The sequence below is a fragment of the Leptospira noumeaensis genome (genome assembly GCF_004770765.1).
Classification (GTDB): Bacteria; Spirochaetota; Leptospiria; order Leptospirales; family Leptospiraceae; genus Leptospira_A; species Leptospira_A noumeaensis.
On the sequence record NZ_RQFK01000033.1, the window covers coordinates 94,494 to 121,167 of the forward strand.

23 protein-coding genes are annotated in these 26,674 nt (G+C 39.5%); 15 read left to right on the forward strand and 8 right to left on the reverse strand.

What is annotated here, in order from left to right; all coding sequences use genetic code 11:
* Positions 1-25 precede the first annotated feature (25 nt).
* The 6 genes from EHQ24_RS17180 to ptsP all read left to right on the forward strand — a co-directional run bounded on the left by EHQ24_RS17180 (position 26) and on the right by ptsP (position 6,688).
* Positions 26-1,435 (forward strand): hypothetical protein, encoded by a 1,410-nt coding sequence (locus tag EHQ24_RS17180; protein ID WP_135602859.1) that lies wholly within the window; start codon positions 26-28, stop codon positions 1,433-1,435.
* The gene (locus EHQ24_RS17185) at positions 1,432-2,208 is read left to right on the forward strand and encodes an MlaE family ABC transporter permease (protein WP_135602860.1); all 777 of its coding nucleotides are present in this window, start codon (positions 1,432-1,434) and stop codon (positions 2,206-2,208) included. The genes EHQ24_RS17180 and EHQ24_RS17185 overlap by 4 nt, the downstream gene beginning before the upstream one ends.
* 8 nt (positions 2,209-2,216) lie before the next feature.
* Entirely contained in the window at positions 2,217-3,005 is a 789-nt protein-coding gene (locus EHQ24_RS17190) for an ABC transporter ATP-binding protein (RefSeq protein ID WP_135602861.1), read from the forward strand.
* Positions 3,006-3,037: 32 nt separating this feature from the next.
* Positions 3,038-3,811, forward strand: a complete 774-nt coding sequence (mce, locus tag EHQ24_RS17195; protein WP_135602862.1) for a mammalian cell entry protein Mce — start codon at positions 3,038-3,040, stop codon at positions 3,809-3,811.
* Positions 3,812-3,989: 178 nt separating this feature from the next.
* On the forward strand, positions 3,990-4,898 hold the full coding sequence (gene lpxC / locus EHQ24_RS17200) for a UDP-3-O-acyl-N-acetylglucosamine deacetylase (RefSeq protein WP_135602863.1): 909 nt from the start codon (positions 3,990-3,992) through the stop codon (positions 4,896-4,898).
* A gap of 62 nt (positions 4,899-4,960) precedes the next feature.
* On the forward strand, positions 4,961-6,688 hold the full coding sequence (ptsP, locus tag EHQ24_RS17205) for a phosphoenolpyruvate--protein phosphotransferase (protein WP_135602864.1): 1,728 nt from the start codon (positions 4,961-4,963) through the stop codon (positions 6,686-6,688).
* 92 nt (positions 6,689-6,780) lie between these two features.
* On the opposite strand, the gene EHQ24_RS17210 is transcribed toward ptsP, so the two are convergent.
* Together EHQ24_RS17210 and EHQ24_RS17215 are read right to left on the reverse strand one after the other, a co-directional pair.
* Positions 6,781-8,124, reverse strand: coding sequence for a peptide MFS transporter (locus EHQ24_RS17210; RefSeq protein WP_135602865.1), 1,344 nt, complete (start codon positions 8,122-8,124; stop codon positions 6,781-6,783).
* On the reverse strand, positions 8,103-8,669 hold the full coding sequence (locus EHQ24_RS17215; RefSeq protein ID WP_135602866.1) for a cob(I)yrinic acid a,c-diamide adenosyltransferase: 567 nt from the start codon (positions 8,667-8,669) through the stop codon (positions 8,103-8,105). Before EHQ24_RS17215 ends, EHQ24_RS17210 begins: the two co-directional genes overlap by 22 nt.
* A 203-nt stretch (positions 8,670-8,872) precedes the next feature.
* Here EHQ24_RS17215 and EHQ24_RS17220 point away from each other — a divergent pair, with 203 nt between their 5' ends.
* Together EHQ24_RS17220 and EHQ24_RS17225 are read left to right on the forward strand one after the other, a co-directional pair.
* Positions 8,873-9,721, forward strand: coding sequence for a flagellin N-terminal helical domain-containing protein (locus tag EHQ24_RS17220; RefSeq protein ID WP_135603125.1), 849 nt, complete (start codon positions 8,873-8,875; stop codon positions 9,719-9,721).
* A gap of 97 nt (positions 9,722-9,818) precedes the next feature.
* Complete coding sequence (locus EHQ24_RS17225) at positions 9,819-10,550, forward strand: OmpA family protein (protein WP_135602867.1); 732 nt, start codon at positions 9,819-9,821, stop codon at positions 10,548-10,550.
* 103 nt (positions 10,551-10,653) lie between these two features.
* Here the strand turns inward: EHQ24_RS17225 and EHQ24_RS17230 are convergent, their stop codons facing one another.
* Positions 10,654-10,974 carry a YbaB/EbfC family nucleoid-associated protein gene (locus EHQ24_RS17230; RefSeq protein WP_002982683.1) on the reverse strand — a complete coding sequence of 107 codons (321 nt, stop codon included), beginning with the start codon at positions 10,972-10,974 and terminating at the stop codon, positions 10,654-10,656.
* Positions 10,975-11,054: 80 nt separating this feature from the next.
* On the opposite strand from EHQ24_RS17230, the gene EHQ24_RS17235 reads away from it, so the two are divergent.
* The gene (locus EHQ24_RS17235) at positions 11,055-12,443 is read left to right on the forward strand and encodes an ion transporter (protein WP_135602868.1); all 1,389 of its coding nucleotides are present in this window, start codon (positions 11,055-11,057) and stop codon (positions 12,441-12,443) included.
* Positions 12,444-12,459: 16 nt separating this feature from the next.
* Here the strand turns inward: EHQ24_RS17235 and EHQ24_RS17240 are convergent, their stop codons facing one another.
* A complete protein-coding gene (locus tag EHQ24_RS17240) occupies positions 12,460-13,233 on the reverse strand; it encodes a ParA family protein (protein ID WP_135602869.1) in 774 nt (257 codons plus the stop codon).
* A gap of 95 nt (positions 13,234-13,328) precedes the next feature.
* Here EHQ24_RS17240 and EHQ24_RS17245 point away from each other — a divergent pair, with 95 nt between their 5' ends.
* The 3 genes from EHQ24_RS17245 to EHQ24_RS17255 are packed head-to-tail and all read left to right on the forward strand — an operon-like array spanning position 13,329 to position 17,090.
* A complete protein-coding gene (locus tag EHQ24_RS17245) occupies positions 13,329-13,709 on the forward strand; it encodes a YopX family protein (RefSeq protein ID WP_135602870.1) in 381 nt (126 codons plus the stop codon).
* 35 nt (positions 13,710-13,744) lie between these two features.
* A complete protein-coding gene (locus EHQ24_RS17250; RefSeq protein WP_135603126.1) occupies positions 13,745-15,184 on the forward strand; it encodes a tetratricopeptide repeat protein in 1,440 nt (479 codons plus the stop codon).
* A gap of 31 nt (positions 15,185-15,215) precedes the next feature.
* Positions 15,216-17,090 (forward strand): AMP-dependent synthetase/ligase, encoded by a 1,875-nt coding sequence (locus EHQ24_RS17255; RefSeq protein ID WP_135602871.1) that lies wholly within the window; start codon positions 15,216-15,218, stop codon positions 17,088-17,090.
* On the opposite strand, the gene pepN is transcribed toward EHQ24_RS17255, so the two are convergent.
* The gene (pepN, locus tag EHQ24_RS17260) at positions 17,087-19,663 is read right to left on the reverse strand and encodes an aminopeptidase N (protein WP_135602872.1); all 2,577 of its coding nucleotides are present in this window, start codon (positions 19,661-19,663) and stop codon (positions 17,087-17,089) included. The two genes, EHQ24_RS17255 and pepN, sit on opposite strands and share 4 nt — an antisense overlap.
* A 41-nt stretch (positions 19,664-19,704) precedes the next feature.
* On the reverse strand, positions 19,705-19,974 hold the full coding sequence (locus EHQ24_RS17265; protein ID WP_135602873.1) for an RNA recognition motif domain-containing protein: 270 nt from the start codon (positions 19,972-19,974) through the stop codon (positions 19,705-19,707).
* A gap of 144 nt (positions 19,975-20,118) precedes the next feature.
* Between EHQ24_RS17265 and EHQ24_RS17270 the strand changes: the two genes are divergently transcribed.
* The gene (locus tag EHQ24_RS17270) at positions 20,119-21,789 is read left to right on the forward strand and encodes an EAL domain-containing response regulator (protein ID WP_135602874.1); all 1,671 of its coding nucleotides are present in this window, start codon (positions 20,119-20,121) and stop codon (positions 21,787-21,789) included.
* Here EHQ24_RS17270 and EHQ24_RS17275 read toward each other — a convergent pair.
* Positions 21,778-24,243: a TonB-dependent receptor family protein gene (locus EHQ24_RS17275; RefSeq protein WP_135602875.1), complete on the reverse strand. Its 2,466-nt coding sequence runs from the start codon at positions 24,241-24,243 to the stop codon at positions 21,778-21,780. The two genes, EHQ24_RS17270 and EHQ24_RS17275, sit on opposite strands and share 12 nt — an antisense overlap.
* 192 nt (positions 24,244-24,435) lie before the next feature.
* On the opposite strand from EHQ24_RS17275, the gene EHQ24_RS17280 reads away from it, so the two are divergent.
* On the forward strand, positions 24,436-24,756 hold the full coding sequence (locus tag EHQ24_RS17280) for a hypothetical protein (RefSeq protein WP_135602876.1): 321 nt from the start codon (positions 24,436-24,438) through the stop codon (positions 24,754-24,756).
* Between the two features lie 74 nt (positions 24,757-24,830).
* Here the strand turns inward: EHQ24_RS17280 and EHQ24_RS17285 are convergent, their stop codons facing one another.
* Positions 24,831-25,082 (reverse strand): hypothetical protein, encoded by a 252-nt coding sequence (locus EHQ24_RS17285; RefSeq protein ID WP_135602877.1) that lies wholly within the window; start codon positions 25,080-25,082, stop codon positions 24,831-24,833.
* Positions 25,083-25,218: 136 nt separating this feature from the next.
* On the opposite strand from EHQ24_RS17285, the gene EHQ24_RS17290 reads away from it, so the two are divergent.
* A complete protein-coding gene (locus EHQ24_RS17290) occupies positions 25,219-26,655 on the forward strand; it encodes an APC family permease (protein WP_135602878.1) in 1,437 nt (478 codons plus the stop codon).
* Positions 26,656-26,674 lie beyond the last annotated feature (19 nt).

Here is a 26,674-nt window from a genome sequence, read left to right on the forward strand (position 1 = left end):
TGAAACTTGAAGATATTGAAATTACGTGGATTCCCGCTTTAAAATTCAATTCGGAATTGTTTTTTGTCTCTTCTTTCTCAGTTCCGGAGTATTCGCTAAACTACCCAGTTCTTTTACAGAAGATATCAAATCCGATTACCATCAATTTTGGTTTTTATATGAATCAGAAAAACGAGGGCGCCAAAGTTATTTAGCATTTCGTCCCTTTTACATCGGTTTCCAAGACAAAACCTATGCCTTCCGTTTTAAAAGTTACCTCTCCCCTTTTTATTATAAAGAAGAAACCAACTACTGGTATACTTGGTCATCTCTGTTTTTCTTTAGTGGGACTGGATTCAAACATGAGGAAGGTGACGAGGATGAGGACATTCTTTTCACCCCACTTTTTATTTGGGGTAAGGGAGAATCACAAAGAGAAAACTATTTCAGTGTTTTTCCCATCTATGGAAAGATTCGAAACAAACTTTCTTACCAAGAACTAGGTTATGTTTTATTTCCCTTATATTCCGAATGGAAATACAAAACTTACGAAGCAAAATCCATCCTTTGGCCCTTGGTGATGTGGGGTGGATCTGAAACTAGAAGTGATTTTAGAATCTTTCCGCTCTATTCCAAAAAAGAACACGAAGGAAAGTACAAACGCCAGTCTTTACTTTGGCCTTTTTTTCAATGGGGAGAAGAAAGGTTGGATAAAAAAGAACCTACTTCGTATTCTATTTTTTTTCCCTTCTATAACACTAAGGATTCCAAAGATGGAAATATGAAAAGCCGGGCCTATCTTTGGTTTCCGATTTTAAATTCTTTATTCTCTTACGGTTATGATAAAAAAACAGGACAAACTAGCTACACTGCCCTATTTATCTTTTTCCAATACACAACTTCGGAAAAAAAAGATACTGAGAAACTTGTATTTTTTCCTTTTTACGGATATTCTTATTTTGCCAATAAAGAAGCCGAATTTATCTCTCCATTTTACATCCGTTTGTCGCAAAATACCTCACACTTAAAAGCTACCTCTCATTTTTTATTACCTTTTTATTCCCAGATGAAAAGTGAATATGTCCAAACAGGTAGAGAAGATTATTACGTAAAACTTTGGCCCCTGTTTCGTTATCACAAAGACCCCGACGGAAATTTTGGATGGAATACCCTTGCCATCATCCCGGTTCGTTTTGAAGTCATGGAAGATGTTTGGGAACCTATTTTTTCCATCATTGAATACAAAAGATCATCCAATGGAGAAAAACGTTTGCACTTAATCACTAGGCTTTACTCACACCGTTGGACAGACGAAGAAACTCATATCCATATACCAATTTTAGTAGAGTATTCAAAATCACCGACTGGGTTTCGGTATGAATTTGTTTACGGACTCATAGGTATTGATACAAGGGAAACAAAAAATAAATACAAACTCCTTTGGTGGGAACTATGAAACTCATTTATTCAAAAACCTTGGAACCACTGCTCTATGCCATTGGGTTTACGGTTCTTCTTCTATTCCGATCGATTGGACAGTCCCACCATCTTTTCTTTAAACGAAAAGAAATTCTAGAACAGATGTTTATCGCTGGAGTGGGTTCTCTTTTTGTAGTCTCCATTGTTTCTATTTTTACAGGAATGATCCTTGGGCTCAACACCGGCCTCGGTCTCCGTGACTTTGGGGCCGAGGGACAAATTGGACTATTACTCACCATCACACTCACTCGCGAGATGTCACCCTTTATGACGTCCCTTATCTTGGCTGCATCAGTTGGGTCGGCCATGGCGGCAGAAATAGGAACCATGAAAGTATCTGAAGAAATTGATGCCTTAGAAGTGATGTCGATTAATCCGATTCGTTACCTTGTGATGCCAAGGATTGTAGGATTTTCTCTGATGGTTCCTGTGCTTTGTGTATATTCTGCCGCCTTAGGAATCTTAGGTGGGGGGATTGTGGGCCACTTCCAACTGGGAATCGATATGATCAGTTACTTCCAAGATGTGTATTACCGCATTTCTTCTGTCCCTGGACTAAAGGACTTATATGTGGGACTTCTCAAAGGGTATGTCTTTGGAATTGCCATCTCTACCATTTCTTGTAGCCAAGGATTACGGACAGAAGGTGGAGCCATCGGTGTGGGTCAAACCACAAGACAAGCCGTCGTCACCTCCTTTCTTATGGTCATTTTTTCTGGTTATGTGCTGACAGCTCTATTTTATAAATGAAGGAAAGTATGGAAACCTTTGCCATTGAAATGAAAAACGTCCATAAAACTTTCGGCAAACGAAAGATCTTACAAGGGATGAATATTACCGTCAAACAAGGAGAGACGATGGTCATTCTTGGGCCTTCGGGAACGGGGAAATCTGTCAGTCTCAAACACATCACAGGCCTTCTTGATCCGGATGAAGGAGATTGTCAGATTTTTGGTGAATCCATCGTCACTGCCAGTGAAAAAAAAAGAGAAGAACTAAGGTCTAAACTCGGAGTCCTTTTCCAATCGGGGGCGCTTATCAACTGGCTCACCGTTTATGAAAATGTGGCACTCCCCTTACGAGAACATAAAATTGCCAGCGGTGCGGAACTTGACCGCATCGTAATGGAAAAACTAAAGTGGCTCGATCTTGTGCCCGCCAAAGACACGTTACCTAGTAATATTTCCGGGGGGATGAAAAAACGTGTTGGCCTTGCCCGCGCCCTTACCTCACAACCCAAAATTGTGTTATACGATGAACCTACCTCTGGGCTCGATCCTGTGATGTCCAACGTCATCAATGATCTGGTGATCCGATTGCAAAAAGAACTGGGACTGACCTCCGTTGTTGTTACACATGATATGAGTTCTGCTTATCGGATTGCGGATCGGATTAGTTTTCTTTATGAAGGCAAAGTTTTGTTTTGCGGAACATCTGAAGAAATCCAAAATTCACCAAACCCCGTCATCCAACAGTTCATTCATGGAAAAACGGTGGGCCCGATGATTCTAGATCATTCTGAATTAAAAAAAGGAAAATCCAATTGACTTTGCCACTAACTCTCGGAGAATTTTAGGGAATGCCTACCATAGGTCGTGCTATCATCGTCGGTCTTCTTTTTATCTTTTCCCTAGTGGCTGTGGGTTATTTTACCATTGTCACAGAAGGTGGACCGTTTCAAAAATCGGGATACCAACTTCCCGTTTATTTTCCCGATGCCGAAGGGATCAAAATTGGAAACAAGGTCACCATCCATGGGGTTCCCTTTGGTTATGTTTCTAAAATTCGTTTGGTGCAGATCGATGAATACGGGAATCTCCTTCCCGAAGGAGAAACGGGGATTGGAACTAAGGTAGAACTCACCTTATTACTCAAAGGCAAAGTTCAACTTTTCGCCAATTACGAAATCAATATCAAAAACGAAAGCCTTCTCTCCGGTCGGGTGGTATCTCTCGATCCTGGTTCCAAGTTTCCTGTGGATCCCAAAACCAAAGAATACATGATGACAGAGCCTGCGCTCACCAAAGTGGAAATTTTCCCCCGGTCAGGAAAACTTTTACCCATCCAAGGGAAGGTCACCCAAGACCCACTCGTTTCTCTTTCTGAACTGATTGCGGAAAACCGCTCGGACATTCGTAAAACCGTGCAAAACATAGCAAATATCACAGGGAAAATCAACGAAGGACAGGGAACTCTCGGAAAACTCATCAATGAAAGCGATGTTCATAAGTCGGTGAATACGACCCTTGGGGATGCGCAAATCGTGTTGAAAGAACTCCGGGAAGGTTTGGAAGATACTAGAGAACAAGCTCCCGTCACCAGTTTCATTCGCTCTGCTCTCAGTGCATTTTAAGCACTAACACGTAAAGTACGGATCCATTTGTAGTTAAATTCTTTGGTTTGATGCACAAAAAAGGGCCGTCACATTCCCACCACACTGTTGTAAAAAGGAGACATTTTTTTGACTTAGGGTTACGGTTTTGGAATTGTCCCTACCCCCTTTTCTACAAATTTGTAAGTAGGAACTGATTATGGTAACGGCGATACACAGAAAAACGATCCAAAACTCCATCACACTTCGGGGAATTGGGGTTCATTCCGGGAAAATGGTGACTTTGCGGCTCCATCCGGCAGAAGCAAATACAGGACTTATCTTTTATCTTTACAAGGGCATCCAAAAAATTCGCATTCCCATCTCCCTCGACCATGTAGTCGACACAAGTAACGCCACTACCATTGGAGATGGAAGTTCCAACCGAGTGCAAACCATTGAGCACCTTCTCGCAGCCGTCCACACCCTAGGCATTACCGATTGTATTTTTGAAATTGATTCCGTAGAAGTTCCGATTATGGATGGTTCCTCCCTGCCGTTTTGGGAAGGAATTCGCTCTGCAGGAATCCGGGTTCTGGAAGAAACCATCGAACCCATCACCATTTCCAATCCGATTTGGGTTGTAGACGGGGACAAATACCTCGTCATGTTACCTTCCGACGAACTTAAAGTCACTTATAGCATCGATTTCAACCATCCCCTCCTCAGAGGACAATCCTACACCACTACTCTTGACGAATCCATTTTAGGAACTGACATCCTTCCTGCTCGAACCTTTGGGTTTTTGAAAGATGTGGAAGCCCTACAAGCTCGTGGCCTCGCTATGGGTGGATCTCTCGACAATGCGGTAGTTCTCACAGATGACGGGTATTTGAACGAAACTTTGCGTTATGACAATGAATGTGTCCGCCACAAAATTCTGGATCTCATCGGGGATTTGGCTGTGATGGGAAGGCCTTTCCGAGGACACCTCATTGCATCCAAAGCGGGTCATGCCCTAGACATCTCCCTTGCTAAGTGCATTATGAGCCAGGTCACAGGAAACGAACTCACCCAATTCAAAAGCAAAAGAGTCCCACTTTTCTCTAAAAAACAGGCCGTTCGCTAGAATCCGGCTTTTTTTACTTTCCAAACAGTCCCTTTCCAAAAGTATTTTTGCCAAGGGGACGGATGGAAGAAAAAACCACATTCAAAGGCATTTCAGCCTATCCAGGTACGGTTTATGGCAAAGTTTTCCGGTGGAAACAGTTCAAACGGAAACGGGAAGACCGTACGGACTTATCTCCAGACGAAATCAAAGAGGAAGTCGAACTTTTAAAAAAAGGACTATTCAAAACTGAAGAAGACCTAAGTGACCTAGTCCAAAAATCCAAATCAAACATTGAACTTTCCGAAATTCTAGAATCACAAATTGTATTTTTAAATGATCCTCTGTTCCGCGCTCGTGTTTTTGAAAGGATCGCACAAAACAATGAATCGGCGGGACTTGCCTTAGAAACAGCCGTTAGTTCTTTATACGATGAATTCCAATCCATCCCAGACGAATTCTTTCGGGAACGTGCCGACCATATTTTAGATATTGGAAAAAGGATAGAATCCAACCTATATCCAGACAAAGCAGCCGACCAAACTAAAATCCCAGATGATGTCATCCTCATTGCCAAAGAAATCACTCCGTCCGAGATGATCCAACTGGGCAAATGCAAACTCCGGGGAATTGCCACTGACTTTGGTGGGAAAACGGGCCACACTGCCATCATTGCAAGAAACTACGGAATCCCCACCATTGTGGGTTTGAAAAATATCACCTCACATGTAGAAGACGACGACTATATTTTACTCGATGCCACTAAAGGGATTTTAAACCGTTCCCCTGGGATTGATGAAATCAAACTTGCTGGGATCAGAAGCGAAATCCATAAAACACAACCAGTTCGTGAAATCAGTGACGGCCCAAGAGAGATCAAAACCAAAGATGGAAAAAAGTTTTCTCTCCGTGCCAATATTGATTCCGAAGACGAAGTGGATTTGGCATTTGAACAAGGAGCAGATGGGATTGGTCTTGTTCGAACAGAAATTTTATTCATAAGATATATAGAATTCAAACCCACAGAAGAAGAACAATTTGCTGTCTACAAACGGATTTTACTCAAGATGGTAGGCCGCCCAGTGACTTTCCGAGTTTGGGATATTGGTGCCGATAAAATGGAAAATGGATACGAAGAAGCCAACCCATTTCTCGGAAATCGTGGGATTCGTTATCTCTTAAGACACCCTCATTTTTTTAAAGAACAACTAAGGGCACTACTCCGTGCAAGTGAATTTGGAACCATGAGGATCATGCTTCCTATGATCACAACTCTCTCTGAAATTTTACAGACCAAGGCACTCGTTGCCGAAAGTTTAGAAGAGCTTAAAACTGCGGGCCTTGTGATTACCAAAAAAATTCCCATCGGAATTATGGTGGAAACACCTGCTTGTGCCTTAAACTTACCTTTTCTTGGAAATCATGTGGATTTTTATAGCGTGGGAACCAATGACCTTTTACAATACCTTCTAGCAGTCGAACGTAACAACCATTTGGTGGGAGATTTATACAACCCATGGCAAGTTGTGTTTCTCTTACTTCTTAAAAACATTGCGGATGTGGCCAATTCCCAAAAAAAACCAATTAGTATTTGCGGAGAAATTGGAAGTGATCCCATGTTTACTGCTGTTCTGATTGGGCTTGGATTTCGGGATCTGAGTTCCGCTTTGCCACTGATGAAAGAAGTCGGTGAAAAAGTTCAGGAGATATCCACTTGGAAAGCAAAACTTCTCGCCGAACAAGTGATTGGTCTTGCCGGCGAAGAAAAATATGAAGAAATTGAGGCCCTCGTTTTAGAAACGAAAGGTTAAACATATCCTCTAATGAATTAAATTTTCCTAATCTAATAGATGATTCGTTCCAATTCTCCCTTCCATTTCAACTGCTTATTTTTTATTTTTCCTTAATTTGTTTGGATTGGATTTTGAACTTCTTTTCCTGTTAACAAAACTAAGATGGATTTCCTTTTTAGAAGATAAATTCCATACAAAAGAAATGAACCCGAAAAGGAACAGATCACAAAGAATCCATAGAAATTTGCCATACTTCCCCATTGGTTTTGGTACCCAGAAAGAATTCCTGCCGCATAATGACCGAAGGCATTGGATAAAAACCAAATTCCCATAAGAACTGAGGCATACTTTGCAGGTGCCATAAAACTAACAAAGGATAGCCCCACAGGAGAAAGGCAAAGTTCACTTAAGGTATTCCAAAAATAAACAAATACTAAAAATAAAATAGAAACAGCAACTCCCGATTCCGCATACTTTGCCGCAACCACCATCACGAGAAATCCAATCCCTAACAAAACAAGGCTTACCACAAATTTCAAAACGGGATTTGGATTCTTATTCTTTTTTGCAAGAGTTGACCAAATCATAGAAACCACTGGGCCTAGAATTAAAATGAACAAAGGATTGATGGATTGTAAAACAGAAGCAGGAACTTCAAAACCAAATAGAAACCGGTCAGTATTCCTAAGAGCAAATAAATTCAAAGAAGATCCCATTTGTTCAAATGCCATCCAAAAGAAAATGCTAAAAAAGGATAAGAGAACAATGAGTAGAATTTTAGGTTTCGTTTGGTAGTCAGCGGTATTTGTTACTGGGAGAGCGGAGAACGTATGTTTTTCCTTTTGCCAAATGGAAGTTGGTAACTTTTTACTTCCGAAATAAAATACCACCATTCCAATGGCCATCCCCACACCGGCAGATAAAAAACCCAAATGCCAATCCACTCGTTCCCCTAAACTTCCACAGATGATAGGACCAAGTAAACCACCCAAATTGATTCCCATATAAAAAATGGTAAATCCACTGTCTCGTAGACCTGGTTTTCCATCGTATAACCTACCAAAGATGGTAGACATATTGGGTTTAAAAAAACCGTTCCCTAAGGCTAACAAAACAAGGCCCAAATAAAAAAAGGACAAATCAGAAAACGCCAAAGAAATATGGCCGCATAACATTAAAAAACTTCCTAAATAAATAGAAAATTGATAACTAAGGAATCTGTCCGTTAAATACCCACCAAGAACAGGCGTTAGGTAAACAAAACTGGTATAAAATGCATACACAGCCCCAGCATCTGCATCAGAAAATCCAAGTGACTTTACTAAATACAAAACAAGGAGGGCCCTCATTCCATAATAACTCAGCCTTTCCCACATTTCTGTGAGAAACAGTGGAGAGATTCCCTTGGGATGGATGTGAGATTCTATTGGGTCTATTTGGTTCGGCTTTTCCAAATGGTTTCCTCTTGTCCGATAGAAAAATTCGCAAAACGAGCAGCCGCAAATAAATAGTCAGAAAGGCGATTCAGATAAATTCTCAAATCGGAATGGATCTCTCCACCGGATTCAATGTATACAAGTAGGTCTCTTTCCAGACGCCGACAAATGGTGCGACCTATATGAAGGGCACTAGCCATGGATGATCCTCCCGGCAAAATAAAAAATTTAATTTCCGGTAGAACCTCCATCAAACGATCAATTTCTTTTTCTAAACTTTCCACATCAGACGCGTGAACCACAGTTCCCTCTTTTGAATCTCTTGGCACATAACCCGCAAGTTCGGATCCAATTTCAAACAGGAAACTCTGGATACTTTTCAAATAATCTAGGAAAGCAGGTTCCAAATGTAAATCTTTAGTAAAAGAAAGAGCAAGACCAATGGTACTATTCAATTCATCACAACTTCCATAGAGGTCAACCCTACGATCTGTTTTGGAAACCTTAATTCCAGATGCTAAATAGGTCTGGCCACCATCGCCAAATTTGGTGTAGATTTTCAATTTCCTGCTCCTACCCGCTAAAATTTCTTTACAGACATAAGTTTTTTGGTATAGAATATTCTGGAAAGGCAAAATTCACGGAAGAACCAAGGGCAGGCAACCCCTTCTCTTCCCGATGGGTACGGATACCTGGGACAGTGGTTTTGACTTTTCTCCGCATGTAGGGAAACAAGCGGGTCATGGACACACAGGAGGGTGTGACAATGATTATCAATCACAACATCAGCGCGCTAGTTGCGAAACGAGCGCTCACAAACACGGGGCGCGACATGGACAAATCCATGGAGCACCTAGCAACAGGTATGCGAATCAACAGAGCAGGAGATGACTCTCTGGGATTTGCAGTGTCAGAAAAACTAAGATCACAAATTCGGGGCCTTGGCCAAGCAGAACGAAATACCCAGGATGGTATGTCGTTCATCCAAGTTACCGAAGGATCTTTAGACCAAGTAAACTCGATCTTACAGAGGTTACGCGAACTTTCCGTACAATCCTCAAACGGGATTTATTCTAACGAAGACAGAAAACTGGTTCAGTTAGAAGTATCTCAACTTGTGGAAGAAGTGGAAAGAATCGGAACTTCTGCTGAGTTTAACAAAATCAAACCATTGGATGGAAGGTTTTCTCGCGCTTCCAAAAATCCAATGACCTTACAAGTGGGTGCAAACGGTTCAGAGAAAATAGAACTCTACATCAATACGATGACAAGTTCTTCTCTCAAACTAAAAACAGCTGGAAACAAGTTGACCCTATCAACTCCGAATAAGGCTTCCGATTCACTCCAAGTTTTGGATGATGCGATCAACAAGGTCAACCGACTGAGATCGGATCTCGGAGCCTATTACAACCGATTGGATTTAACATTGAAATCACTGAGTAACAACTATGTGAACATTGTTTCCTCTGAATCGCAAGTAAGGGATGCGGATATGGCAACGGAAATGGTTGAGTATTCTAAAAACCAAATCCTTACCAAATCAGGTGTGGCTATGCTTGCACAAGCGAACCTCCGACCGGAATCCGTAGTAAAACTCCTCACGGACAGATACTAATCCGATCGAAAAGAAACGGAAATCCTCCTTGCAAACAGGGAGGATTTCTTCAAACTTTGTCCTTATACTTCACAACCGTGTAAGCGAGGACATTACGTTGAAACAAATCATCTCGGGACTTCTTTCCCTATCATTACTTTCCACAATCTCTTGTGGGTTATCAGAAAACACAAAAAGGCTAATTCTTAGTACTTCCATTGGATGTGGTGTGGGTCTTGCGCTTGGTGCGGTTTATGATGAATCACAAAGAAAAAAAGATACAAAAAACAAAAAGAACGATTTCCAAAGACAAATCAAAGAATCTTTGGCAATGGAAAAGAAAAAACCGCAAAACAAAGGTAAGATTGTTGGACTTGGTGCTGGTTGTTTGGCCGGTCTTGGAACTGGATTTTATCTCAATACTATGTATGACAACATGGCCGAAGAGATGAAAAAACAAGGAATCAAACTAGAGAAAAAAATGGAAGGTGGAGAAACAAATGCTCTTACTGCCACTATGGACGGGGGAATCGCTTTCGAAGATGGAAAGGCTGACCTAAAAGGCAAAGGAAAAGAAAATATTGATAAATTGGCTGAAGCACTTGCTGCTTACCCAGAAACTAAAATCAACATCTCTGGGCATGCCAACAGAACTGGCGCAGAAGATCTAAACCTACGCCTTTCTCAAGACCGTGCAGTGACTGCAAAAAATGCTCTTACTTCCAACGGTGTGGAAGGCAAACGAATTGGAACAGTCCAAGGTCTTGGTTCGTCCACTCCACTTAAAAATGTTGATCCAAAAGATGGATCCAACCGACGTGTAGAAGTAGAAATCGTTCCAGCTTCCTAAAACTAGAACGACATAAAAAAAGGGACAGTTTGTCCCTTTTCTTTTTCGAACCAAAGCCTACAGATCATTGTAGGCTTTTTATTTGCATCCAGGAGAATTCGATTTACATCCCTAAACCTGGAAATCCACCCATAGCTTGCATTTGTTTGGCGGCACCCGCTTGTGCATCCTGCAGAGCCTTTGTATAGGCTTCTTGGATCGACTTTTCTAAAAGATTTTTATCCTTTTTATCAATCAATTCATCTTCGATTTGAATGGATTTCATCTGAAATTTTCCATCCAAAGTCACAGATAGAAGTTTGTTTTTAGAAATTCCTACAAAATTGAGACCGGCAAGTTCCTTTTCCATGGTTTTTACTTGCGATCGCATCTTTTTCATCTGTTTGAGCATATCAAACTTGTTTCCGCCTGCTCCACCGAACATAATCACCTCTTTTCCTTTCAGGATTATTTTTCTAAAAAAAGAAGGCAAATATAAAACTTCTCTGTGTCGATACTCATAGTATGATCCATCCCAATTCTCCTTACAAACGAATCTGGGACCTTTTAGTTTTTATTTGTATTACTTACTTTGCCATCGAAGTTCCAATAAGATTGGTCTTTCACTATAAACTAACTGCAGGGGTTAATTATTTTGAAAGGGCCATCCAAGTGGTATTTGGAATCGATGTCATTTTGAATTTTAATACCGCGATTTTAAAAGACCGACTTCTCATTCACAATCGTAAGATTGTTGCAAAATCCTATTTGTCTTCTTGGTTTCTCGTCGATTTTTTATCAGCCTTTCCTTTTGACCTTTTTGGTGGATTTTTTTTCCAATACTTTGGAATCACCGATAGTTTAAAAATTTTGAGACTATTACGTTCGGTTCGAGTCTTTGAACTTTTTAAATCCCTTCGTCTTTTAGCCCTAGGTGCCGATTCAGATGACAGGTTCAAACTTATAGAAGTGATCAATCCTATGAGTTTTCGATTGATCTTCTTTGTGTATTGGACAAGTCTTTTTGCCCATTGGGTCGCCTGCGGATGGATCCATCTAGGTCCTGAATTTTTGCCAGATAAGGATATGGCAACAAGATACATTAGAGCACTTTACTGGTCAGTAACCACACTCACTACCATTGGGTATGGAGATATCACACCTGTTACGAATAAACAAACCATCTATACAATGGGTGTTATGATTTTAGGTGTCGGTATTTATGGATACGTCATTGGTAATATAGCCACTTTATTATCTAATTTAGATGTATCAAGAGTTACCTTCCAAGAAAAACTAAATACAATTAACAGTTTCATTAAATACAAAAAACTACCACCCAATCTTGCAAATCGCATTCGTTCCTACTACGTCAATCTTTGGGAAAATAAACATGGAATAGATGAAACAGAAATTTGGGATAATCTTCCTTCTGGAATTAAAATTGATGTATCCATGTTTTTACATAGTCATTTGATTTCTGTAGTTCCTTTTTTCAAAAATGCACCCGAAGAATTAAAAAGAGAAGTGGTTTTAGAATTAAAACCTGCTTTCTATATGAAAGGGGATATCATCTTTAAAGAAGGTGATGTTCCGCACAATATGTACTTTTTATCAAAAGGTCATGTGGAAGTAATCAAAGAAAAAACGGGAGATGTACTTGCAACTCTAAACTCTGGGTCTTTTTTTGGAGAGATGAGTTTGATTGACGATTCCTTACGAACTGCAACCATTAAAGCTGGTTCTTATTGTGATGTGTATACTTTAGGGAAAGATCGGTTCGCTGAAATTTTAAAACACCATCCTGGATTTGCAAAACATATCGAAACCATTGCCAAAGAACGTAGGAAAACGCAAACCACTAGTCAAAAGAAAACAAAAAAACCAAATCACCCACACATACGTAACCAGTAGTTTTTCATTCCCCTCCTTACGGTTTTAAAGAAAATATCGAGTGTTCAGGATCCACGAGAGCAATGGACTCATCAGCGAGCCTGTCAAAGGCATGCCATGCATTGCTATCTTTTTTTAACGGTTCTTGTTTTTCTGTTTTGGTTTTGATGGTTTCTGATTTTGGAATTTCCCCAAGTGTAGGAATTTCTTCGATTTGTTTTAATTTTTCAAGAAGTTCCCTATGTTTTTTGGACGGCCCAAACCAAGAAGGAACAAAGGCAGTTTTTTTCTTTTGACTGAATATAGTTTCTGTTTGTGTGATTTCATCCAAAAGTAAATTCACAGCTCGGATGGTCCACTTACTCGGAGTGACCGGAATCAAAATTAATTCTGAATTATAGATAGCAGTTGTTAATTCATGTTTCGCAGATCCGGGTGTATCAATGATCACAAACTTATAGGTGTTTCGAACTTCATCCAAAGCGCGTTTGAATTGTAAACAGAGGCTACTCGAATCAGGATTGTATTTGGAGAGTTTTGCTAAACTTAAAGTGGAAGGCAATACATCAAATTGTTTTGTCACTCGAATGCACTCACTCATTCGTTTCATGCCCAGAAGGACTGTCATTACATTGGATTCATCAAGGGAACTAAGATCCAAATCAGGCAAACAATAGTCCGTCAAATCTCCTTGCATGTCCATGTCCACAACGAGGGTTTTTCCACGCCTTGCCAGGGCGCAGGCCAAGTGAGCGGCTGTTGTGGATTTTCCACTCCCTCCCTTAATATTGGAAACTGAGATGACCTTCATGGGGCATAGAATTTTCATAATTCACCCATTGGCCACTGATTTTTTTTGGAATTTTCCTTGGAAAGGACTTCGGTTTCAGTAATTTGGGTTCAGTTATGGCATTCACGATTCGGTTCCGAGTTTGGGACAAACAAGAAAAAGAATTCTCTCAAAAAGGCTTTAGTTTAACCCTCGATGGGAAACTTTTGAAATTTGGACAACCCATTACAAACGAAGACAATTATATAGTTAATAGTTTTACAGGTCTAAAAGACAAATACGACAAAGACCTATTTGAAGAAGACATCATAGAACATACTGTTGCGAAAGGGGGAAACCTCACTCAACATACAGGCATTATACGATACAATAATGAGCACGGGGCTTTTTATTTGGAAAACGGGCCACCTCTATTACAACTTTTTTCGATCAGAAAAGTTGGTAATCCCTATGAAAATCCCATTTTATTTGATTTGTATCTGAAAAGTAAATCTTGAGATTTTTACTTTTATTTTTCCCATCTTTATTCCTAATCTATTCTCCTCTAAGTGCCAATCTCTTAGAGGATTATTGGAAGGCAGTCCAAAACACTAAGGAAAAATTCGATATCACTGACCATAGCCCCAAACGATTTAGTTTCCGATTTGGAGGCGAAATTCCTGGTGTATTACATAAAGAATCCTTAAACCATGAAATCTTTTGGTTTTGCCAAAAGTATTTAGACAAATACCACGCAAACTACCCTTACCCAAGATTAAAACAAGACATCAGATCTCACCTAACAGAGTTATACGGAGATCCCGCACAAAATTTTTTAAGTGGAAAACTTTCTTTTTCCTGTTTTTCCGGTTGGAAGGATGGTAATTCCCTATTAAAGTTATCATTCTTTTTAAATGAAAACGAATTTTTTCCTTATCGATGGGATTATTATGATTCGAAAGGGCAATTATTTTTAACTGAAGAAGATGAAACTAAAAATGGAAAAAAAGATAGTTTCACATATTACTCATCAGCTGGTTGCCCAAAAGAAATCACAAAAGATAAAAATGATTTTGGAGCTATGGATGAATGGTGGTATTATAAAAACTGCCAACTGATTCGAGTGGAATATGATTCCAACGAAAACGGATTTAGAGAAAGAATTTGTCATTACGAGAATGAAAAGGAATCTTATTGTGAAGGTGTGGGAGAAAAAGAAGAACGAGAAGCCACTCTCTTAGAATCCAATCATAAGTATCCTGAAGCCTTAAAGTTTTATCGTAAATCCTTATCCGAATACAAAAAGGAAGTATCCATCGGTACTTCAAGAACCTGTTCCCTCTTAAAAAAGATTGCCAACATTGAGTATAACGAAAGAGACTTTCCTTCTTTTACCAAAACCTTAGATGAATTCTTTTCCTACAAAGTTTGTGAATCAGATTCTCTCGATGTCCTGATTTATAGATCCTATTATTATTTATACGTATTAGGGGATTATAAATCTGCCAGAGATAGTTATCAAAAAACAGCAGATATATATCGCAAAACCCATGGGGAAATCAGCCCGGAAATTTCTTTGAATTTAGCCTATTCACAATTTATGGACAAAGATCCTAGCGCCTGTTTGGTGAGCTTAGACAAACTAAATAGCCGTAGGCTCACTGCCTATCCACGATTTTTCCTCTTTTATTATCGGGGGTCTTGTGAACTTAGTCTTGGTCGTTACGAAGATGCTTATACAAATTTAAAAAGGGCCCAAATCCTGGGAGGAGAAAAAGAGTTTTTGCCTGTGGTTTATTATAAATTAGGAAGAGCCTCTTTTGCCACCCATCGGGAACAGGAAGGAAACCTTTGGACAAACCAAGCCTTACTCATTGATTTTGATTTGATAGAAAAAATGGACTCCGATCCCATTTTTGAATCATTCTTTCTTTCTCCTAATGGGAAATCACTCAAAAGAAAATATTACTTGAATAAACAGAAAAAAGAGTGATAGTCTGCTCCAACGGAGACTAAAACAATCAATGAAAAATTTTACGACACTGAATGATGTTTTTTATTATGCCAATAGAGCTTATGGCTCCAAAGAGATGTTCTTTGGAAAGGATGCAGGAAAAAACTTTAAGGGTCGTACTTTTTCAGATATTTTTCATAAAGCAGAAAACCTAGCCCTCTCTCTTTTGCAAATGGGATTACAACCGGGAGACAAAGTGGGTCTTATGGCCGACAACCGAACCGAATGGGCCATTGCAGACATTGCTACTCTGTTAAACGGTTCAGTCAATGTCCCAAGAGGATCTGATTCCACTCCTCAAGAAATTGAATACATCCTCACCCACTCCGAAAGCAAATATTGTTTTGTCGAACATGAAAAACTTTATGATGCTCTAAAACCAATTCTTTCCAATACAAAGGTAGAAAAAGTAATCATCTTAGATCCTGGATACAAATCAAAAGATTCCCTGGCCATCGCAATGGAAACACTCATAGCGGATGGTGAATCACTACGAAAAAACCTGCCATCCCTGGAACTTAGGTCTAAACAAGTAAAACCTGACGATCTTTTTACTATCATTTACACTTCCGGAACAACTGGAATGCCCAAAGGGGTAATGCTTTCTCACCAAAACATGGTGTACAATGTGGTCAAAGTTCCACCACGTGTCGGTTTAAAAAGTTCAGACAGAACTCTATCGATCCTCCCTGTCTGGCATATATTTGAACGTGCCATTGATTACGCCATCATTGCCGAAGGGGCCTCCATCGCTTATACAAACATTCGCGACTTAAGAGACGACTTTCAAAAAATCAAACCTAGTTTTATGGCTTCCGCGCCTAGGCTCTGGGAGAATCTTTACCTTGGCATCAAACAAAAGTTAGAGAAAGCACCAGAGAACAAAAGGAAACTTTTTGACTTTGCCTATGATATATGTAAAAAATTTAAGGATGGGCAAGATTACCTTGCTGGTAACAGACTTCTTACCAAAGAAGAATCACCATTTGAACGAGCAAAAAATACAACAGTATCACTCGGTTATGTTTTGAACTTATTTTTACTCGCAAAAGTTTTGGATGGTCTTGTGTTTTCCAAAATCAGAGATGTTTTAGGAGGCCAACTAACAGGAACGATTTCAGGTGGTGGTGCTCTTCCAGCCCATGTGGACGAATTCTTTAATGTCATAGGCATTCCTGTTTATGAAGGATATGGGATGACAGAATGTGCTCCTATTATTTCAGTTCGGTCTGTTGGTCAGGTCGTCCAAGGTTCAGTTGGAAAATGGCCCGACGGAACTGTGGTTAAAATTGTGAATGAACAAGGGGAATCCGTTCCCAAAGGAAAAATGGGAGTCATTCATATCAAAGGCCCTCAAGTCATGAAAGGATATTATAAAAATGAAGAAGCAACTTCGAAGACCATCCATGATGGCTGGATGAATACTGGAGATTTGGGTTTTATATCTTTTAATGATACACTTTCCGTTCGTGGTCGAGTGAAGGACACCATCGTATTACTTGGTGGTGAAAACGTAGAACCAGTTCCGATAGAAAATTTACTATTGGAAAATGCACTCATCAACCAAGTAATAGTGGTGGGCCAAGATCAAAAATCGCTCACAGCCCTTGTTTGGCCGGACAAAGACCGAATGGCAGAAGCGGGTCTCAAAGTCAAAGAAGGTGAAGACATAAACAACAATAAAGAAGTTAGGTTGTATTTTCAAAATATCATTAAAAAACAAATTTCTTCCGAAAATGGTTTCAAATCATTTGAAAAACTTTCCGACTTCCGGTTTTTGCCAAAAGCCATGGAAGTGGGAGAGGAACTGACAAATCTTTTCAAAATGAAACGAAATGTCATCCACGACAAATACAAAGATCTAATCAAATCCATGTATAATTAAAGAGAATTTAAAATGGTTCCGACAATCTCTCCTAACTCTTTTGATAAGTTGGGGAGATTGGCGATCGATTCTAACTCTATTTTTGCAATTTTGGGAAGTTCTCCTTTTTGTTTGGAAACAGGAGAAAACAGTTTTGTGAGGGCAGCCGCCATTTGTGGATTAATTTCATTCAAACGTTTGATCCTTTCTGCAATGAATTGATATCCACTTCCATCTTCTGCATGAAAACTGAGTGGGTTCCTAGCCAAACTAAAGTACAAAGCTCTAACTTTATTCGGATTACGGATGTTAAACTGTGGATGTTTTTCTAATTTTTCTGCTATTTTACTTCGATCCTCACCGGAAGCCACTTGGGCGGCAAACCAGACATCCAAAACCAAACCATCATGTTTCCATTTCTCAAAAAACAAACGCACTGAGTTTTCTTTTTCTTTCGAATCAATTTCCAACAAATATTTCATCGCGGAAACTTCTTCACTCATATGTTTCGCCTCCCGTTGTTCCATAACAGCCAGTTTTTCGAACTGGTTTTTTGGGTCATAAAGAAGGTAATACAGAGCTATATTTTTTAGTCTTCGTTTTCCGATTTCTTCTTTGGTTTGGATGGGAATGGTTTTTCGGTTCTCTTCAAATAAGATTTGGAACTGGCTTGTAAATTTAACAGCAATGGATTGGACTGCTTCTCTTCTTAAGGATGCAAGTTTTTGAAACTCATAACAACCAATACTTTCACTAATCTGTGTTAAACCAGGAAATGAAAGATAAAAACTATGATATGTTTTATCCCAACCTCTGCCAAAAGAATCAGCTATGGTTTCTAAAATGGTAGAAAGATTTTCCCCTTTCCCTGAATCCAAAGACTTTCGAAACCAATCAAAAATCAAATTCTGAAAGGAAAAAAACCGGGAGACACCATCCGTTTCCATTTTAGCTAAAACAATGGTTTCTTCCTCTGTTTGTTTATAATCCAAACGAATGGGACTCGAGAGAGAACGAAAAAAGGAAACTATAGGTTTTGTTCCTTCCTGGTCTAAGGCGGAAACTCTGATTTGGTCCCTTTCCCCAACCATAATTCTTTTTTCCTCTTTTAGAAGAGATCCTTCTCTATTAAAAACAGCAAGAGAATTGGAATACACTAATGGATAGTCGTCGCCTCCCGTGTCAGTTAAGTCAAAAATCCATTCATTCGATTCTTTTGAAAAAGATTCTTTGACAGAAATAAGAGGAGTCCCACTTCTATGATACCAATTCCGAAGATTAGGAATGGAATGACCCGTAACCTCTTCCATCGAAGAAACAAACTCTTCAAAGGTAACACCTTGTCCATCGTACTTAGAAAGATAATGTTTTAATCCTTTTTTAAATAGATCCCGGCCAATCAGTTCCGAAACCAAACGAATCACTTCTGCTCCTTTTTCATAAACAGTGACTGTATAAAAATTATTCATTTCTTTATATGATTTCGGAAGGATGGGATGAGACATTGGTCCCTGGTCTTCTGGAAATTGAAATTCCTTTAGAAATAAAACATCTTTGATGCGTTTGACCGCAGGGTCTGTCATATCTTCTGTAAACCATTGGTCTCGAAAAACGGTGAGCCCTTCTTTGAGAGTGAGGTTAAACCAATTTCGGAGTGTTACCCGGTTTCCTGTCCAGTTATGAAAGTATTCATGGGCAATAACAGCAAGGATCGCTTCAAAACTTTCGTCTGTTGCAGATTTTTTATCAGCAAGCACTAGTTTGGCGTTAAATAGATTCAAACCTTTGTTTTCCATGGCCCCCATATTAAAATCTTCCACAGCCACAATCATAAAAAGATCCAAATCATACTCTAATCCAAAAGTATCTTCATCCCACTTCATTGCCTTTTTCAAAGAATCAAAAGCAAAACCTACCTTCTCTTCATTTCCCTTTTCCACAAAAATCTTTAGGGCAACTTCCCTTCCCGATTTTGTAATGAATGTATCTTTCGTTTCCTCGAGTTCTCCTGCAACAAGAGCAAACAGATACGATGGTTTTGGATAAGGGTCTTCCCAAATGACTTCCTTTTTTCCTTCCACCAATTGGCTTTCACCAACCAGATTTCCATTGGATAACATGACGGGAAAAAGAGAAGTATCACCAGAAATGGTCACACGGAACTGCATCATATTATCTGGTCTATCAATCGAATAAACGATCTTACGAAACCCCTCCGGTTCATTTTGTGTGCAGAGCATAGAACCAGATTTATACAATCCCTCCAAAGAAGTGTTCGTTGCAGGATTAATTCTATTTTCGACAATTAGTTTGAATTTGTCTTTGGGAGGATCAGGAATTAGGATTCCTAAAGGCGTCACCTGATATTCATTGGGATCCAGAATGGCACCGTCAATGCGGATGGATAAAAAATCTAAGGACTCACCATTGAGAAACAAAGGTTCTTTTTCTGGTGTTTGGAGGACTACCTCATACTCCGCTCTAACAACGGTAAGGTGTAAATCTAAATCAAAACGCAACTCAACACTGGGGGTAAACCAAGGGCTAGGTTTGTAGTCTTCCAGTTTATGGATAGGAGAGGAGGATGGAGTCATCCTCCTTCTTTATGAGATGGGTAATCCCAGAAAAGTGAATTTTAATTCTGTTTCTCTTTTCTTTTATCCTCAGCAAAAGTCACCTTTAGGTTCCTTCCATCGACAGGTTGGCCATTCATTTGCGTGACAGCTTCCTCTGCCTCTTCTGGATTAGCGTAAGTGATAAAAGCAAACCCTCTAAAATTACCAGTTTCGCGATCATGAATCATTTTCAGATCTTGAATTACTCCGTAAACGGAGAAAATCTGGCGTATATTTTCTTCCTTAAGGGTAAACTTCAAATTACCCACATATATTTTATTAGAAACCATTCCTGTCCTCGTAAAACGAAATGCACGCTCCAAACTTCTTGGAACGGGTCGATTAGATACAATGGAAAGAAAATGTCAACATCAAATATTTCTTGCATATTCTTAAAGATGAGGATTATTTGTATCTCCTCTCTAGGTAGCCCTTTGAACGAAAAACCCTACATTCTTTGTATCGATGATGAATTCTTTATCCTCTGGAACCTGAAAGAACAATTAAAAAAAGTATTTGGGTCTAATTTCACGATTGAAACTGCCGAAAGCGCGGAGGCTGCCAAAGAGATTATGAAAGAAATTGAGGGTTCTTCCGCAGATTTAGCCGTTGTGATTTGTGATCATGTAATGCCTGGCCAAAAGGGTGATGAATTTCTAATCGAAATGCAAGAAACCCATCCACGCACTAAAAAAATCATGTTAACGGGACAAGCACCGGCGCAAGCAATCGGAAATGCTCTCAACCACGGATGTTTGTATAGATACCTATCGAAACCTTGGGATGCCCATGATTTAGAACTCACCATCAAACAAGCCATTGATGCCTACTTTCAGGAAAAATCTCTAGAGGAAAAAAACAAAGAACTGGCAGACACATTATATTTTCATAGAGATTCCAAATACCCTAACTTTGAATCTTTAGTGAAACAACTAAAAGGTGATGGCAGTTCCCAAATCCAATATTCCATCTTGTTGATTAAAATTGTGAGTTTCCCTAGTATCATCAAAACCTTTGGAATCGAAGTCTATCGCAAGATTTTTAAAAAACTGTTACAGCTCCTATCTGTTCATTTGCATAACGAAGAAAAAGTTTATCATATTTATTCCGATGAAATTGCAGTACTTTCTAATTTGTCCGAAGGGGAACTCGTAGAAAAAATAAGCAGTTTTCGGATGATTTTAAAATCAGATGATTTGATTTTAGATGATGTTGGATTCCATTTAGAATGTCGTTATTCTTCTGCTAACGGACAAGAAGATTGTTATTATAAAGCAAAACTAGCTTTGTTCCGAGCAGAAACACAAAGTTCTACAGACTTTGTTACTTATACGGATGATTTATCCACAGACCATCATTTACAGAATTTCCAATGGAGCCAAAAAATCCAAGCTGCCATTACCAACAAACAAATTGTTCCTTACTTCCAAGGAATTTTAGACAACCAAACCAAACAAATACGGAAGTTTGAATGTTTAGCAAGGATCAAAGATAGGGATACCATCCTCACTCCCGATGTATTTTTAAAACTAGCAAAAGTGACTGGAAGCATCCGGATGATTGGTTTGCAGATGATTGATGAGTCTATGAATTATTTTTCTGACAAACCTTATGACTTTTCTATCAACCTAACAGAATCAGAACTAGAATATAAAAGTTTTAGTAAATGGGTAGAGGCAAGATTATCTCATTATAAAATTGATGCCAAACGTGTGACCTTTGAAATTTTAGAGGACATTAGTTTTTCCGAAAACAAAAACAGCCTTTATACCATTCGAGATTTAAAAACCATTGGTTGTCAAATTGCCATTGATGATTTTGGGGTTCAGTATTCTAACCTAGCAAGACTTTTAGAAGTCGACCCAGATTACTTAAAAATTGATGGTCAGTTCATTAAAAACTTACCAGAAAATAAAACGGCTTACCTACTCGTCCAAGGGATTGTGGAACTGGCACGTGGAATCGGAGCCAAAGTAGTGGCTGAATTTGTGGATCGCCCGGCCATTCAAGATATGATCGAAACCTTGGGAATCGAATACTCCCAAGGATATTTATTTATGAAACCTTCGCCTGCTTTACCTGACTCAAGCAAATTACAGTTGTAAGGTGACTCCGAAATTGATCTGACGGAAAGGTCCTGGCTGGATTCCTTCGGGTAACCTAGAAGAAATGTATTTTCTGTCTTGTAAGTTTTTTCCCGAAAGAAATACAGACCAATTGTCTTTTTTATAACCGATATTGGCATTCAGAAGTTCGTAAGCTGGAATCTCACCATCAAGTCCAGACACATCCGACTTTATCCCCACATAATTAAGAACGCTACGATTGCTAGCTGTACTGCCCGCGGTATCATACCAACTGACAGTTTTCGAATTTTCTAAATCGTGAAATTGTTTAGAAAAATACTGCCATTCAATCCTCGCATAAAACCCAGTGCTTCGACTTGTGATTCCGAGAGATAAAGTTATGATATCGCGTGAAACATAAGGTAGACGATTTCCGTTGGTATCAATATGAGAAAAGGGATTGGAATCTCCGTTTACCCAAGCATTCAGGTTGTATGTATATTGGTTGGATTTTGCTTCCGTTCTTGTATAAATAATGTCTAAAGGAATCGAATAGTTTAATTTCCAAAACTGACCAAAGTCAAATGTCATATTGGTTTCCACACCACGATGGACTGATTTTCCAGCGTTAACGGGTCTTGCCCCAAAGTTTCCACCTGCAGCAGAACTATTAATGATTTGGTCTTCAAAGTTCAAAAGAAAACCAACGAGTTGGCCACTTAAATATTCAGTGATATCTCCCCTAACACCCGTTTCATAGTTCCAAGAACGTTCCGGTTTTAAAGCAATGTCTTCTGCTGTGGGAGAAATGGCGGATTCATATCTTGGCGGCGAAAATCCTCTATGGACTCCAGTAAACCAGGTCATATTTTTTGCAAAATCCAAAGTTGTTCCAAATCCAGGAAGGACAATATTGTTTCTTGTGCTTCCTGTTTTATCTAACTGGGCAGTAGGATTCGTTCCACCTAAGTATTCAAAAGTATTCGGATCAAAATCTCGCCTTCCCCGAAGTATGGACCTGGTTTGTGTGAAAGATTCATAACGAACACCAGGTATCACTGAAAATTTTTCAGTTAGGCGAATCCTATCTTGTAAATAGACTGAAACGGCCTTTGCCGAACGTCTTTCGTCGTCTCTCAATTCACCACTATTGGCTAAACTTGTTTGGGATTGTAAAAGAACAGCAGGAGAAGTTCCAACTCCATTAGGATACACAACAAAATCTGGAGTGGTTGGGCCATTCAAAAGTTGTACTTTGGCCATATCAACATGGTAACGTGTTCCTAAATCAATTTCATGTTTGATGGTTCCTGTTTCTAGTTCTGTTTGTAATTTAGTTTCTATTCCGGCAAATTTATAGGTCCTATCACGGTGGGCATTAGTTCCACGCATCCAAATGGTATCATTGTTTCTGGATGTATAGGGTTCACCGTCATACGTGGCTATCGTATCAGAGGGAATGGTACTACCTCTTGAATTTCTGGCATAGTTTTGGCGAGCCCAGTTACGCTCCGTATATGCAGAATAAAGTCGGGTGATTAATTTTGTTTTTTCCGAAATTACCCATTCGTGTCCTACAGAGAAACTATATCGTTCAATGGTTCTCTTATCATTTTGTGCAGGGTTGTCCTTGGGATTATTGTTAAACATCCCAGTGGTTAGACCCACATAGGTTGCTTGTGATTCTTGTTGGTGGAATCCGACCTTGGTCGTAATGCTATGTTTATCATTTAACTGATGTATGGTTTTAAGATTGGCTTCGTTGACAAAATAACCTTGATTGGCCCGAAAACCATCTCCTTGTTTTCGGAGAACGTTGACATCAAACCCGGTGTTTCCAAAGGTTCCTCCATAATTCACCATCTGGCTGAAATAGGCATTTTCACCACCAACAGTTTGAATGTTTAAGGTAGGATCTTTGGGAGGACGCCTTGTGATAAAGTTGACCACACCACCGATGGTTGAAGGTCCAAATAGAATGGAACCAGATCCTTTCACCACTTCGATCCTTTCCATCCTTTCTATGGATGGAGTGTAGTACATTTCTGGTTCCCCATAGGGGTTCAGTGAGGTAAAAAGTCCGTCTTCTAAAATTAAGACCTTTCTAGATACTTCACTACTCACACCTCTAAATCCCAAATTCATAGTGAGTCCTGCAGGGTCTTGGTAACGAATGTTAGCACCAGGAACCCTTCTAAGAACTTCCATATTGTCCGTAGGTCTTGTTTCCTCTAAAAATTTCTTAGGGATGATTGTGGCAGATCCAGGAATTCGTTTTAGATCTTTTCTGTCCCCGATGACTCGAATTTCTGCTTTCTTCCATTTTGGATCTTCTGGATCCTCTTCTGGGGCCGCAACCTCCTCAGGTGGCAGTGATTGTGTGTCCGGAAGATTGGGTTTGGTTCCTGGTTCATCAGCATAAAGATTGCCTGTTGCCAAGGAAATCGCTAAGGATAGAGAGATAAGTATTTTGAGAATAAACTTCATTTTCATATAGGTTTTTGATTTTGAGACAAGAGTTCATTTAAAGTCCAGTAGGACAACAGAAATTTACGACAAGGAAAGAGATGAGTCCGAAAATTTGTTTCCATCACAGTCAGTTTTGCTCTTACCTTAATCTTTCATTTTGTCATTGGATCTGCTTTTGAATTTTCAATCGATACATGGGAAAGTTTTCCTCCGACAATGATTCAAATTCTATTTTTAATCCTTTCTATAGTGATTGGATTTTTACCGTTAACATACGTGTGGTGGAATTATAAAAAGAGAAAAGAAATTCGAATTACTAAGGATTGTTTTTATTGGAATGAAATCGAATACAGATTTCAAGAGTGGGAAGAGATTCTTTTAAAAGAACATACATTATATATCATAAATGATACAAAAACAAAATTGCATTCTTTGTTTTTCTTTTGTTTGCCAGGTGATTATTTGAATGTAAGGAATTGGATCATTAAAGAAATCTTTTTACGGTCTGGTAGAAATGCAGACCTAAGTAGATTTTGATAAAAACAAACACCCTTATCCACTCTTAAAACAAAAGATTGGTTAGGGTGAAAGTATTTCTTGATAGGAAAATTTTACTGAGCCGGAAGTGCTGGTTCTTTTTTCTTTTTATCTTTAGAAAGTAGACCTTTCAGTTTCTCTTGGGTGGCTGGATCTTGAAGTTTTTCCTTACCCATTTGGATGGCTTTTTGGCCTTCTTCCGAATTGGCTTTTTCGATGAGTTTGTTCACAAGACCAGGTTCTTCAGAACTTCCGTCGTTTGTTTGAGAGCTTGCGCATCCAATGGAGAGTGATAGCATCATTGCTAAGAGTAGTGTTTGTTTCATATAAAGTATCCGTGATTGTGAAAAATTAGATGGATCAAAGGCTTTTCAGTCAATGGAAAAACAAAATCGTTTGTAGAAAACGGGCCCACCTCTAGAACCATTCCTAACCTACCACTAAAAAGGATAAGGATGTTTCATGAGTCAAAAGGCATTGGACAAGGATTCAGCACAATTAGAAGCACTCGGACTCAAATCCGAATTTGATCGCAGTATGAGCTTTTGGGAAAACTTTTCCCTAGGTTTCACATATCTCTCCCCCGTTGTTGGTGTGTATTCCGTATTTGCCCTAGCCATCCAAGCGGGTGGCCCACCCATGATTTGGAATTACCTACTCGTGGGTTTGGGACAATTTTTAGTTTGTCTGGTTTTTGGTGAGATTGTCTCCCAATACCCCATCTCTGGTGGGATTTATCCCTGGTCTCTCCGTTTGGTAGGAGAACGTTGGGCTTGGATGTCTGCTTGGGTCTATGCTTGGGCCCTCTTTACGACAGTGGCTGCTGTTGCAGTCGGTGGAGCTCCATTTTTAACCCAACTATTGGGAGTCGAACTCGGGAACACAGGTTTTATCTGGATTGCCATCATTATGATTTTGATCTCCACGTTCTTAAATTTGAGTGGAACCAAACTCCTTGCCAAGGTTGCTTTTTTTGGATTTTTATGTGAACTTGTCGGAGCCATTGTTGTTGGTGGATACCTCCTTCTTTTTGCAAAAGTAAATTCTATTTCCATACTTTGGAATACATTCTCTCTAGGAGAAGGTACAAACTACTTCCCGGCATTCCTTGCATCTTCCGTAGCTGCTATGTTCTGTTATTATGGATTTGAAGCTTGCGGAGATGTGGCTGAAGAAACACCAAACGCGAGCTCGGCGATTCCTAAATCCATGAGAATGACAATTTATATTGGAGGGGGAGCGGCCACCTTTGTTTGTTTGGCCTTACTACTGGCTTTGCCCAATATCGACAAAGCCATTTCGGGTGAAGACCATGACCCCGTCACAACCACACTTGTCTCTGCGATGGGACTTGTAGGTTACCGAATGGTGATTGTTGTGGTAATGGTTTCATTTTTATCATGCCTTCTCAGCTTACAAGCTGCTGCAAGTCGTTTGTTATTTTCCTTTGCTCGCGATGGAATGATCTTCGGAAGTAAACACCTGAACCATCTATCAAAATCAGGCAAAGTTCCGGTCAATGCCCTTCTCGTCACAGGACTCATTCCCATTCTTATCACAGGTATGGGACATTGGTTACAAGATGCAGTCACAACCATCATTAGTTTTGCATCTGCTGGAATTTACGTAGCCTTTCAAATGGTAGTCCTTGCCGCACTTTATGCACGCCTGAAAGGTTGGAAACCATCCGGCTCCTTTACCTTAGGAAAATTCGGAATCTGGATCAATGGACTCGCACTTTTTTATGGGATCACTGCTGTTGCCAATATGGTTTGGCCAAGAACACCAGAAGAACCATGGTACATCAATTATGGAATGATTTTTACAACTCTCGTTGTCATTTCTACAGGGATCGTTTATCTACTGGTTGCAAAACCACATTTACAAAGGAAAAAATAAGACTAAGGATCCATTAAGA